General features: G+C 65.0%; 5 protein-coding genes. 3 read left to right on the forward strand and 2 right to left on the reverse strand.

All coding sequences use genetic code 11. The features are described from left to right. Positions 1-76: 76 nt before the first annotated feature. Both RB614_RS33915 and RB614_RS33920 read right to left on the reverse strand, forming a co-directional pair. Positions 77-7594, reverse strand: a complete 7518-nt coding sequence (locus RB614_RS33915) for a non-ribosomal peptide synthetase (RefSeq protein ID WP_308716787.1) — start codon at positions 7592-7594, stop codon at positions 77-79. 279 nt (positions 7595-7873) lie between these two features. Further along, complete coding sequence (locus RB614_RS33920; protein ID WP_308716788.1) at positions 7874-9331, reverse strand: AraC family transcriptional regulator; 1458 nt, start codon at positions 9329-9331, stop codon at positions 7874-7876. Between the two features lie 328 nt (positions 9332-9659). Between RB614_RS33920 and RB614_RS33925 the strand changes: the two genes are divergently transcribed. The 3 genes from RB614_RS33925 to RB614_RS33935 all read left to right on the forward strand — a co-directional run bounded on the left by RB614_RS33925 (position 9660) and on the right by RB614_RS33935 (position 13522). Continuing rightward, positions 9660-11459, forward strand: coding sequence for an SIP domain-containing protein (locus RB614_RS33925; RefSeq protein ID WP_308716789.1), 1800 nt, complete (start codon positions 9660-9662; stop codon positions 11457-11459). A 39-nt stretch (positions 11460-11498) separates the two neighbouring features. Next, complete coding sequence (locus RB614_RS33930) at positions 11499-12482, forward strand: ABC transporter substrate-binding protein (RefSeq protein WP_308716790.1); 984 nt, start codon at positions 11499-11501, stop codon at positions 12480-12482. A gap of 95 nt (positions 12483-12577) precedes the next feature. Then, a complete protein-coding gene (locus RB614_RS33935; protein ID WP_308716791.1) occupies positions 12578-13522 on the forward strand; it encodes a FecCD family ABC transporter permease in 945 nt (314 codons plus the stop codon). Positions 13523-13557: the final 35 nt, after the last annotated feature.

Genomic DNA, 13557 nt, shown 5'->3' on the forward strand with positions numbered 1-13557 from the left:
TTCGTCAAACCAGATCGCCTTTCCACGATGGCCTCCCATCCGTCCGCTCGCCACACGAGTCAGTCAACGACGTTCCTCACCCTCCCTCGACCTGGGAGCGTTGACGTTTCCTGGCTGCCCGACGGAGTGCGTCTGGCATAGCTTTTTTGAGATCGGTGACCACCTTTTCCACGAAGCCGAGGAAAGTGATTGTTGTCGCGTCCGGATCGATGCGATACCGGATAACCGCGCGATACAGCTGCTCGGTGCCCTCTGGAGCCGCTGACCCGCCATCCGGCCCATACACCCGCGTGAGGAGCACCGCGGGAGAGGGCGCACGTCGCAATGCCCTGCGTCCGGTCTTGTTATGGTAACGCAGCAGTGCCAGCTCGGCGGTTCTGGTCGGCTCGGCCTCGTCGAGAGCGACGGTAGCGGCCGCGGTGAACGGACCGACTGACATCGTGTCGTCATGGGGAGTCAGTGTGACTTCCTCGTCGACCACGCCGCCGATTAGTCGCGCGATTCCCGTTGAATGGAGTGCGCTGCGAATGGCGTCGTTGACGACGTCGTCCGTAAGGGAGCTATCCCAGCGGAAGGTGGAGACGGCGGCAGAAGCAAAGGTGGGTTCGTCGGTCGTCTGCGCTCGGGCGAGAAGGTCTTTCCAGCGATCGAGACCGTCCGTAGCGACGGCATCGCCGGCTGCTTCGATGGCTTCGAGCGCGGGGACGAGCGCTGGTGGGCGGGACACTTCCGCTACGCCGGACACGGACCGCTGAAGTGCCTCCGCCAGACGGTGCAGAGACGCCCGGTCGACGGTTGCCGCGTGGACGGCGAGCACTGCCACCGTCTGCTCGGGGTCGCGTGTGTATGCGAGGGCGGCCGGGCTGCCGGCCGAGATATCAATGAGATCGACGGCGGCCGACCTGATTGCGTCAATGTTGACGTTTGGATTGGCAGTCAACTCCACACTCTGGGGCTGGACTGTCTCTGGAGGTAGGAGGTGGGTAAACCAGAGCCGCCGGCTGGTGGTGTCAATTGATAGGCGAAGCGCGTCCGTGTTAGCGACGAGCGATCGGAAAGACGAGGCGACCGATTCGCTCGTCGACTGCGCGGGCAAACTGATGCGTTCAGTAAACACGTACCCATCGGGTGCAATGTCCGCCTCGCGCAACCGCTCGAGGGCAGCCGAAGTTGGAATGAGAACCGGCTCCGCCGAAATGGCGCCGTGCATCGACGGTGCAAGCAGCGCAGCGAGGGCGCCGATAGTGCGCCGCACGAACACGTCACGCAGATTGAACGTCAGATTGTGCTCACGAGCGTAGGCAACGAGTCGTGTCGCGGAAATGCTGTCGCCACCCAAGCGGAAGAAGTCGTTGTCCACGTGGAGGTCGGTGTCGTCGTTGAGGTGTAGTACGTCGCGGAATATGGTGGCGAGGACGATCTCGGTTTCGGTTTCTGGTGCTCGGCCGCCGGCCGTGTCCGCGGCGAGGTCCGGTTCGGGCAGTGCGCGGCGGTCCAGCTTCCCGTTCGCTGTGACGGGGAACCTGTCCAGGCGTGTGACGGTGGCTGGCACCATGTACTCCGGCAGTGACCGTGCGAGATGCTCGCGCAGTGTGTCGAGCAGTACGGTTTCCTCGACCGGTGCGGGGCTGGCCGTGGTCACGTATGCCGCGAGGTACTTGCCGCCGGCTGGGTGATCGAGCGCGATGACTGCCGCACCTGACACCCATGGATGTTCCTGGAGGACCGTGTGGATCTCGTCGAGCTCGATCCGGAACCCGCGTATCTTCACCTGATCGTCGCTGCGGCCGAGGTACTCCAGCTGTCCTTGGGAGTTCCACCGCACGATGTCACCTGTGCGGTACAGCCGTGCGCCCTCGTCACTGAACGGGTCGGCGACGAACCGGTCAGCGGTCAAGCCCGGGCGGGCCGCATATCCGTCGGCGAGTTGGACCCCGCCCAGGTAGAGTTCGCCGGCCACACCGACCGGGACCGGACGCAACCACGTGTCAAGAACACGCACCGTCGTATTCGCCGCCGGAACACCGATCGGCACCCCCACCGCATCGACAAGCTCGGCCTGAACCACCGGGTGAGCGGTCACATCCACGGCCGCCTCCGTCGGCCCGTATAGGTTGTGCAAGTCCGCGTTCTCGAATAACACAACGGCACCGGCCGCAGGCGAAACGGGTAACACCTCGCCAGAGAAGAACACTCGCCGTACCGAGTCCACCGACGTCCGGTTCGGGTCCGAGGTGAGCAATGCCTGCAGCATCGACGGCACAAAATGAGTTATCGTCACACCGCGACGATCAATCACTTTGAGCAGATAGTGTGGATCCTTATGTCCGCCGTCCCGCGCCACGATCACCACTGCACCAGTAACCAGCGGCAAGAAGAACTCCCACACCGACACGTCGAACACGAATGGGGTCTTCAACAGCACCCGATCCGACTCATCGATCCGGTAGTCATCACGCATCCACCGCAGTCGGTTGACCATTGCTTGGTGGGTGATCTGAACGCCTTTGGGGCGTCCGGTGGTGCCGGAAGTGAAGATCACGTACACGGCATCAGCCGGGAGCAGTGGACGCGACAACTGTGGTGGGTCGATCACGCCGGCATCGAGGTGTCGCTGCACGAGCTCGTCGTCGATGAGCAGCATGCCCGCAGGATGATCGGTGAGCACGTGATGATAGACATCGGCGGTGTGCTGGTCTGTGATCACGGCACATGGTGTGGCGTCCTCAAGAATGTGCTTGACGCGTTCGGCTGGATAGTCTTGGTCGATCGGCACGTACGCCGCCCCGGCACGGATCACCCCAGCCAAAGCGACCACCAAATCGGCCGAGCGCGGCATAGCGACCGCGACCCGATCCCCAACCCGCACGCCCTCCTCAACGAGGAGGTGCGCGAGAGCGTTGACCCGCGCATCAAGTTCGCCATAGGTAAGTTCAGTGCCGTCGTCAGCGATGACCGCGACCACATCCGGGCTCGCCGCTACCTGCCGGCGCACTAACTCGTCAACAGTCGCCCCGGGAACATCGAACGTCTCACCACGCGACCACGCATCGAGTTCTCGCAACTCCGGTGCGGGCAGCAGGTCCATATCACCGAGCCGCGCCTCGGGACCAGCAGCGATCGCCGCCAGCACCGACTTGAAGACGACAACAAACCGCTCAGGAGTAGCGCGATCGAACAGATCGGTCGCGTAAGAGAGTTTCCCTCTCAGATCGTTAGGCGAATCAAAGATGTCAAGGTCGAGATCGGTCTTGACTGCGCCCACCGCCGCGGTAGTCGGCACCGTCTTGACATTCCTGATCTGAAGGCCATCGTCGCGGCGGCCTTCAACGACGCGGTGGGTGAGCATGATCTGGAAGAGGGGGTTACGGCCAACGGATCGCTCGGTGCCCAGAGCACGGGTGATTTCTTCGAAGGGCGCGGCCTGGTGCTCGAACCCGCCGAGTACCGCTCGTTTGGTGTTCTGCAGCACGTCGGTGATCGAGTCACCGGCGTGGAACCGATGGCGGATCGGTAGCGTGTTCACGAAGTATCCGACCAGGTCTTCCAGGCCGTCCTCCGTGCGCCCACCGACTGGTGAACCGATCACCACGTCCTCACCGGCGCCCAGCGCCGAGACGGTCAACGCGGTCGCGGCCTGGATAGTCATGAACATGCTCACGCCCTGCTCATCCGCGACCTTTCGCAGGCCGGTCACCACCTGCGGATCGATGGTGAACCGTAGATCCGCACCGCGGTGGGTCGGTGCTACCGGTCGGGTCCGGTCCAGAGTGATCGTGGACTCCTCGGGGGCATCCGCGAGCACGTCACACCAATAGGCAAGATGCTTGGAAAGCAGTGAACCCGAATCCGACGCCTCACCCAGGACATCGCGTTGCCAGATCGCGTAGTCCGCGTACTGCACCGGCAATGGCATCCATCCCGGCTCCTGTCCCGCGGCCCGCGCCTGATAAGCGGTCGACAAGTCGCCCAGTAGCGACGGGAACGACCATTCGTCCACCGCGTGGTGATGTACCGCGACAACGAACACCCACTCGTCATCGCCGGTCCGCAGCAGCGCGACACGGATCGGGATATCGACCGCGAGATCAAACCCGGCCTGTACCACCGCGCCCACCCGCGCATCCACGCCAGCGGCATCCACACTCGTGACATCCTCGACGAGCAGAGCGAGCCGGTCGTCCGCTTCATTCGCCTGGATGACGACCTGACGCAGCGTGCCGCCTTCCTCCACCAAGAGTGTGCGCAGTGCCTCGTGACGAGAAACCACATCCCGTACCGCCATGACCAGAGCATCTGGATCCAGATCGCCATACAAGCGCAGCACCGCCGGCACCACATACCGCCCACCCGGCCCACCCAACTGATCGATCAGCCAGAGTGCTTGTTGTCCGTGTGAGGCTGGTAGTGGGGTTGGGCGTGGTAGTTGGCCGATTTGTGGGTTGGTGGTTTTGGTGGTTTTGGTGGTGGTGATTTGGGCGAGTTGGTCGATGCGGGGGTGGTCGAAGATGTCTCGGAGGGTGAGTGTGGTGCCGAGTAGGGCGTTTGTTCGTGCGATGACTCGTGTTGCTAGTAGGGAGTGTCCGCCGAGGCGGAAGAAGTCGTTGTTGGCGTGGAGGGGGGTGCTGTTGTTGAGGTGTAGTACGTCGCGGAATATGGTGGCGATGGCGATTTCGGTTTCGGTTTGTGGTGGTCGGCCGCCGGCCGTGTCTGTGGTGGGGTCTGGTTTGGGTAGTGCGCGGCGGTCCAGTTTGCCGTTGGCTGTGACGGGGAGTCTGTCCAGGCGGGTCAAGGTGGCTGGCGTCATGTACTGCGGTAGTGAGCGTGCGAGATGCTCGCGTAGTGTGTCGAGTAGTACGGTTTCCTCGGCGGGTGGGGGGCTGGCTGTGGTTAGGTATGCGGCGAGGTATTTGCCGCCGGCTGGGTGGTCGAGGGCGGTGACTGCCGCGGCTGATACCCATGGGTGTTTCTGGAGGACTGTGCGGATTTCGTCGAGTTCGATTCGGAATCCGCGTATCTTTACTTGGTCGTCGCTGCGGCCGAGGTATTCCAGTTGTCCTTGGGGGTTCCACCGGACGATGTCGCCTGTGCGGTATAGCCGTGTGCCCTCGTTACTGAATGGGTCGGCGACGAACCGGTCGGCGGTCAAGGCTGGGCGGGCGGTGTATCCGTCGGCGAGTTGGACTCCGCCTAGGTAGAGTTCGCCGGCCGCACCGACGGGGACCGGACGTAGCCAGGTGTCGAGGACACGCACGGTCGTGTTGGGCACCGGGGTGCCGATGGGGGTGTGTTCGGTGTTGGTGATGATGGCTGTCGTGCCGTCGCCGGTGATCTCGGTCGAGCCGTAGAAGTTGTGCAGTACGGCGTGTGGTGCGGTGGTTCGTAGCGTGTTGGCGGTGTCCCGGCTGAGTGCTTCGCCGGAAGAGATCCAGTGCTGAACCGAGGCTAATGCTGTGGGCGCGTCATGGTGGCGGATCAGGACGTCGGCCAGGCTGGGTACGCTCAACAGGTGTGTGACGGCGTGTCGGGTGACTGTTTCAAGGAGTCCGGCCGGGTCCTGGGCGGTCTGTGCGGGTACTACCACGGTTCGGGTACCTGCGATCATCGGTCCGAACAGTTCGGTGACGGCGTCGACGAAGCCGACACCGCTCTTGGATAGCGCTACGCTGTCTGACTTGTACTGCAGCATTCGTTCACCCCAGGCGAGGCGGTTCACGAGGGCGCGGTGCGAAATGGCGACGCCTTTCGGTCTGCCCGTCGTTCCCGAGGTGAATATCACAACGGCAGTGTCCAGGTCGTTCAAGGGTCGTGCTAGCACTGGTGCGGTTTTCTCGCCGGCGGCCAGGTGTTGCTGTACTTCGTGGTCATCGATTTGGAGTATTGGTGTGGGGTATTCACCCAGTATGCGGCTGTGTGTGTCTGCGGTGTGGTGGTCTGCGATCACCGCGGCGGGTGTGGTGTCGGCAAGAATGTGTTTGATGCGTTCGGTGGGATATTCCGGGTCGATTGGCGTATACGCCGCTCCGGCCCGCATCACCCCGGTAAGCGCTACCACCGAGTCCACTGAGCGTGGCATAGCGACCGCGACCCGGTCCCCGACCCGCACGCCCTGATCGATCAATAGCCGAGCCAACGCGTTCACCCGCGTATCGAACTCGCCGTAGGTGAGTTCGGTGCCGTCATCGGCGATGACCGCGACCGTGTCCGGGCCAGCCGCCACCCGGCGGCGCACCAATACGTCCACCGTCGCCGGCGCGACACCAAGTACCTCTCCCCGCGTCCATGGCGAGTCTGGGCCATCAGTGTCCGGGGTGACCGCGGCGCTCAACTCGTACAGGGTTTGGGTAGCAGACCCGTCGATGACACCGTCAAGGAAACGACCGAACCGCTCGGCGTGCGAGAGCACATCGCCGGTGGCGGAACCTACCGATATCTCCAACCGGATCCCGGACTCCGGGTCGCTGTACACCGCGAGGTCGAGTGACCCTACCGGACCGGTACTGATCGTTTCAGGGGCCACGACCAGGTCATGCAGGCGCCGCATCGGTTCGAAGAGCCTGATGTTGATCGTCGGAAGCGTGAGATACGACGCTTGACCACTCGGCCACAACCGAGCGATCTGATGGTCTTCGATGAAGGTGTGGCGCCGTGAAGCCTTCAACTGGTCCGCGACACTCTCGAGGACACCGGCGAAGGTGTGATATGGGCTGATCGGGACGACAACTGGGGTGGCCCGCGAGATCGCACTTGGCGTTCTCAGCAACTCGCGACCGTCTCGCATCATCAGGGGAACACGGACCGCGACATGGTCACGGCCGTCTACCAGAGCGGTGTAAACGCCCCACACAGCGATCAGGAAATCGGTCCAGGAAACCCGCGCGGCGCGTGCGAGTTGCTGAATCCTCACGTACATGTGGTCAGGTATCGGAACGACAACTGGCTGACCTGAAGATGCGAAGACCTCGGAAAAGTCCCCCACCGTCCCATAACCGAGGTCTTCAACTCCGAGGACGCCACTCCAATACGCCACACCCTCTTCGACTCGAGAGCCGCCATGCTCGACGGCGTCCACGACATCTTTCAACCTGCCGAACCAACGGTCCGGGACCGAACCACCTACCCGCACCGCGGAGTAAACCTCGGCAACGCGACGAATGAAAAGAGAGACGCTGTAGCCATCAACGAGCAAAACGTTCGTGACAAGGATCCACGCCCAAGCCCCGTCCCCACGACGAACGAGAGTCGAACACGTCGACGGCTCTCCAGAAGCGGCTGGCATCCCGGTCAGTTGCCGCCGGGCCATCACCCGTACCTGATCATCGTCGTGGTCCCCATCCACGACCTTCGTCTGAAGCGTCTTCCCCGTGTCAACGTACTGAAAAGGGACACCATCATCATCCCCGAAACGAACGCGCATCGCATCGGTCTCCGAGAAGACGACACTGACCGAGGACGCGAACACAGCCGGGTCAACCGGACCATTCAGCCAGATCAACTGACCCGCACAAAACACCGATGACTCAGGCGCAAGACCCCACGCCGCCCAGTTACCCCGCTGGGACGCAGTCAACCCCACACGCTCATAAGTCGTCAACGGAAGCACATCCACTTCTCCTGACACCAGATCGAGCCGTTGACCGGTAAACGATCACACCACACAACTCAGGTTAGGCTACCCTACCTACACCGGCCACCGTCCAACCCCACCACATCAACCTCACGCCCTATGCCCACCTTCATCACGATTCACAACACACCAACACCCAACAAAACCACCGACCCCACCCCACGAGACGGAAGGTGTCGGGGTCGGATTGCGCATCGTGGCCATGTTGCGGGGGCGCGTTGCCGGCCCGAGCTCAGGGGACATGGGTCAGGCTTTCCCGGTCTCGCGCTCCTGGTAGTCGCGCGGTGATAGGCCGTGGAAGCGGGTGAAGGCGGCGCTGAAGGTCGGCAGGTGGGCGTAGCCGACGCGGCGTGAGACGGCGCTGGGCTTGGCACCGCCGGCGAGCATGTCTCGGGCGATGCGCATGCGGGCGGCGTAGCACCATCGGGTGAAGCTCATACCGGTCTGTTCGCGGAAGGCCCGGTGGATGTCGGCGGGCACGTCGAGCCCTGACCCGCCGGACGTACCGATGCGGCGTAGGTAGTCCATGGCCGCTCCCCGTGCCCGTGAGTCGGTCGGCATCGGTAGCGACAGCGCTTGCTGCGCAGCGACCTGATCGGCGAACAGATCGAGGATATGGCTGGGGTTGTAGTCGTCCGGACGCACGGGGGTGCGGGCGCAGATGGAGCAGAACATCAGGTAGTCGTCCCAGGCGGGCGAGAACTGGACCTGCAGCGGCTCGGTCAGTTGCAGGTCGCCGGTGCTGGCGTTCCCGAGCGGCAGGGAGATCGAGTTCTCGCGAACACCCATGGTGTGCTCCGAGCCCGCGGGGATCCAGGTCGCGACGCCTCGTTCCTGTTCGTAGCGGTGATCGCCGACGTCCAGATATCCGCTGCCGCGATACGTCCAGATGAGCACGTGGACGTTGTTCGTATGCGACGGCGTGCGAGCCACGGGCAGCATGTCAGGCGCGGCGGGTGTGTCCTTCGCGCGCATCATGCGCATCAGGTTGTCGGCCTGGCTTGCCGCCGCTGCGTGTTGCGTCAGCCCACTTGCGACAGAGTGGGCGGAGATGGCCCGGCTGAACTCGTGAGGGGTTAGCCCGAATTGCTGCTTGAACGCGCGAGTGAAACCGCTGTGAGTGGCGAAACCCACTCGTGCCGCCGCTTGACCGATGCCGTAGCCGGCTGCGATGTGCTCGACAGCCGCGCTCAACCGGCAGCGCAGCCGCCACTGCTCGAAGGTCAGCCCGGTGTCACCGCGGAAGTCGCGGAGCAGGGTACGCGGGCTGGACAGCACCCGTGCCGCCCATTGGGCGACGGTGAGGTCGAGCGCGGGATTCCGAAGCAGTTCGTCGGCCACTTGTCGGGCTCCGCCGGCTCGCGGCATGACCGGCGGATCGACCGCGTACGTCCGGGTGTCCCCGCTTCGCGCAGGCGGTCGCCGACCGGAGCCGCGGAGAAGATCGACGAGCGCATCCTGGGAGTATCCGTGGCCGGTCAGCGGCGTGACCATGAGGTTGAAGCCCTGGATCAGCCAGTCCTGCCAGCCATCGGGAATCACGAACCGCCTCGGCTCCGACAAGGCGGCCGCGATGCTCGGATGTGTCAACAGCGGGAAGGCGACCGTGCCTGGCTCAGTGACGACCGTCCAGTGGTTGCCCCCGTCCGCCGGAATCCAGACACCCTCGCCTTCGGCGAGCCGAAACTCCGGATTGCCCTCCATCCGGACGCATGCCGAGCCCGTACGGACCCAAAGCAAGAGATGCTCGGGCTGATCCCATGAGCCGCTCGACCGCACCCGAGGAATCGGCGGCGGTCGACTCGTGCCCAGCGGAGCTAGATCCACGCCCACCGTGTCCTAACTATATGGCGATCTACGCACACCATGCGAAGTAAGGATAGCCTAACGTAAGCACCGGCCCTCCTGCCGATGGTGGCGCGCGGCCTCGTCACCTTCGTAGCGATCGGAAAGGCTGTTTCTCAGCATGCCGAAGACCTCACGCCGGATCACCGTGCACCCGTTGACCTTGCGAGAGGTCGAGGTCGTACGTGTGCGGGACCTGACGCCGGGGATGCGGCGTATCACGTTGGCCGGTGAGCAGCTGCGCGAGTTCACCTCGGCGAACGGCTTCGCTCAGCCGGCGTTCGACTCGACGGGCTTCGACGACGACATCCGGCTGGTGTTCTGCTACCCCGGCCAGGCCCAGCCGGTGCTGCCGGTGCAGAAGGAGAGGGGCCTGGACCTGCCGAGAGATCCGCGGCCGTTGTCGCGGATCTACACCGTGCGTCGTTGGGAGCCCAAGACGGGCGAGTTGGACATCGACTTTGTCAAGCACGGCATCGGCGTCGGCACCACCTGGGCGTACCGCGCCCAGGTCGGCGATCGCATCCATTTCTTCGGCCCGGGCTCGTCGCGGGCGCTCCCGCAGGATGCGGACTGGCTGCTGGTCGCCGGAGACGACACGACCGTCCCCGCGATCGCCCGCCTGCTCGAAGAGCTGCCCGAGGGCACGAGGGCGCAGGTGTTCATCGAGGTTGCCGAGAAAGAATACCGCCAGAAGTTGCGTGAGCTGCCCGGCGTCGAGGTGACCTGGCTCGTGCGCAACGGCGCCGAGGCCGGCACGACCACCCATCTGGTGGATGCGGTCAGGAACTGCGGCTGGTGGGACGGCAGGCCGTTCGCGTGGGTCGCCGGGGAACAGGCGACGGTGCGAAACATCCGGCGTCATCTGGTCGAAGACCGAGGAGTGTCCAAGGAGGACATCGACTTTATCGGGTACTGGCGTCGCGGCGAGGTTGTCGTGCTGGAGACCGACGGGGCGGTGCCCGACCCCGGGAAGACGAGAACCCCGTTTGAGAAGCTCCACGATCTGGTCGAGCTGGTTGCACCGGTGGCGATCCGCACCGCCGTCGAGCTGGGCGTTCCCGAGATGATCTCCCGCGGCGTGACCGCCGTGAAGGACCTGGCCATCAGGGCGGATGCCAATGAGCGGGCGCTGGGCAAGTTGCTGCGCTACCTGCACTCCCTGGACGTCCTGACCGAGACCGAACCGGGCCACTACGGCCTGACGCCAGTAGGTGAGGTCCTGACCGTCGAGTTCATGGTCGACCTCCTGCACCCCGCCGGGGTGGCGGGGCGCGAGATGCTCGGCATCTACGGGCTCACCGAGTCGATCCGCACCGGCCAGCCGTCATACGCCTCGGTCACCGGGCAGACCTATGCCGAGGTACGGGCCGAACAGGACTACGAGGATCGCTACCTGGAACGACTGGCGAAGTTCCAGGCGACGCTGGCCGAGCCGATCGCCACGTCCGACATCCTCAAAGGTGTCCGGCATCTGGTGCTCCACTCCGGCGGCGCGGGCGCCCAGGCCCGCGAGTTCGTCGCCGCCCACGAAAACCTCCGGGTAACGATCTGCGCGTTGCCTGCACAGTCGGAATGGCTGCGCCGCGACCTGCTCGACAGCATCCCCGACGAGCAGCAGCGCGCGCGCGTCAGCGTGGTCGAGCAGTCAGTCTTCGAGCCCAGCCCGCCAGCCGACGTCGTGTTCATCATCCGCGCCTTCAAGACCCTGGCCGATGCCGATGCCGCCCATGCGCTGCGGCGGGCAGCCGAGAACCTCCTCCCCGGCGGCCGGGTCCTGCTGGTCGAAGACCTCTTCGACACCGACGACCTCGACGAACACGACGGCGAAGCCGACCTGCTCGCCCTCACCGTGCACGGCTCCGGCGTACGCACCGCCGCCGAGCTCGACGACGTCATCTCCCGAGCAGGGCTCGAACGGAGCGCTACGCACACCGTCGGCTGGGGCACCAGCGTCCAGGAACTCGTACCCGCGGAGGCCCGATGACGTTCACCCCGAACGACGAAGAGAAAGAAGAACACAGCCATGACCATGACACCCCTGAGACGGCGCGGCGCGGCCCTGGCCGCCGTCCTTAGCGCAGCGCTCGTCATCACCGCCTGCGGCAGTGATGGCGACGACACCGGCGACGCGACCGTCAAGGCCCGCAGCGTCAAGGCCGACAACGGCACGATCGAGGTCCCCGCCGAGCCCCAGCGGGTAGCCACGATCGGCAACACGACTCTGCCTTTCATCGACCTCGGCGGGAAACCGATCGGCCTCACGGCGGAGTCGGACTCCAATGTCAAGCTATTGCCCGAGGACCAGCAGGCGACGTATGCGGCGGCCACGATTCTCGCGCCCAGCGCCGACGAGGTCGACATGGAGAAACTCGCCAGCCTGAAGCCGGACCTCATCCTAGCTCAAATTCCCGATGCTGAGTTCGAACTGATCGAGAAGCGGCTGGAGGCGATCGCCCCAACCGTGTTCTTCGGACTCGACACCGAGTGGAAGGCCCTCGCCGGCGGACTCGCGGAGGCCGGCAACCTGACGGACAGGTTCAGCCAGCAGAAGGCGGAGTTCGAGGGCAAGGTCACGAAGATCCAGGAGACCTACCGCGAGATCATCGACGAGACCTCATTCGTCGACGTCATCCGCTGGGCCTCGTCCGATCCCGGAACGTTCGCCATCGCGGACATCGGTTGCTCCGAGATCGCCCGGGACGACGTCGGCATGGACTTCCCTAAGGCGCCCGCCGGCGCCGATCCCCTGGCCTGGACGTCCCTGCCATTCGAGCAGATCAGCAGCCTGTCCAAGTACGACGCGATCACCTACCCCGTCGACGCCAAGGGCCAGCCGACAGAGCCCTTCGCGCCAGTGGTCGAGACCAACACCTGGAAGGCGCTGCCTGCCGTGAACTCCGGTCGCGCGCTCGGAGTCTTCTGCCCCGGCAACAACTCCTACGGATCCGTCGTCCGATACCTGGACTCGCTCGCCAGCGTACTGGCGACCCTCCCCGCCAAGAAGTGACAACCCTCGCCCTGCGGCAGGACGGTCCGGGCACCGTGACGGTGCCCGGACCGCGTCGTCGCCTGCTCGGCCTGGTCGTCGCGCTCGTGGTCCTGGTGGTCCTGCTGGTGCTGAGCGTCATGATCGGGTCGACGTCGATCCCGCCGTCAGCGGTGTGGGACGCGCTGTTCCACTCATCGGCCGACATCGACCAGTTCGCGATCCGCGACTACCGGCTGCCGCGCGCGATCGTGGGTCTGGTCGTCGGCGTCGCGCTCGGCCTGTCGGGCGCGTTGATCCAGGCGCTCACCCGCAACCCCTTGGCCGATCCGGGCATTCTCGGCGTCCATGCCGGTGCGTCCTTCGCGGTGACGGTCGCTGTGGGGCTGCTCGGCGTCCGCGACGTCCAGGGATACATGTGGTTCGCGTTCGCCGGGGCGCTGGTTGTCACGCTGATGGTGCTCGCCCTCGGGTCCACGCGGCAGGGCTCCTCGCCGGTGGTCATGGTGCTGGCCGGGGTCTGCGTCGGCGCGGTGCTCGGGGGCGCCAGGGAGGCCCTCCAATTGACCAACCCGGACGCGTTCGACGCGATGCGCTCCTGGAACGCCGGTTCGATCGCGGGCCGCCCGCTGGAGGTGGTGTGGCCGATCCTGCCGTTCGTCGCGGTGGCACTCGTTCTGGCCTTCGTGGTGGCCGGCCCGCTCAATGCGATGGCCCTGGGTGACGAACTGGCGGTTGCCCAGGGTGTCCGCCTGGCGCGCACCCGCGTACTCGCGATCGTCGCGCTCAGCCTGCTCGCCGGGGGTGCGACGGCCATCGCCGGGCCGATCGTGTTCGTCGGTCTCATGGTTCCGCACGTGGCCCGCTGGATCGTCGGCCCGCACCAGGGGTGGATCTTCGCCTACAGCATCCTTCTCGCCCCCAGTCTGGTGCTGGTCTCCGACATCCTCGGGCGGGTGGTGATACGGCCCGGTGAGATCCCCGTGGGGGTCGTCACCGCCTTCGTCGGCGCCCCCGTTCTCATCGCGCTGGTGCGGCGGAGAAAGGCGAGCGGGCTGTGACCACGGGGGTGTCGGATCGGTCGCGGTCGGCTCGC

This window comes from Phytohabitans maris, from assembly GCF_031085175.1.
GTDB classification, from domain to species: Bacteria; Actinomycetota; Actinomycetes; order Mycobacteriales; family Micromonosporaceae; genus Phytohabitans; species Phytohabitans maris.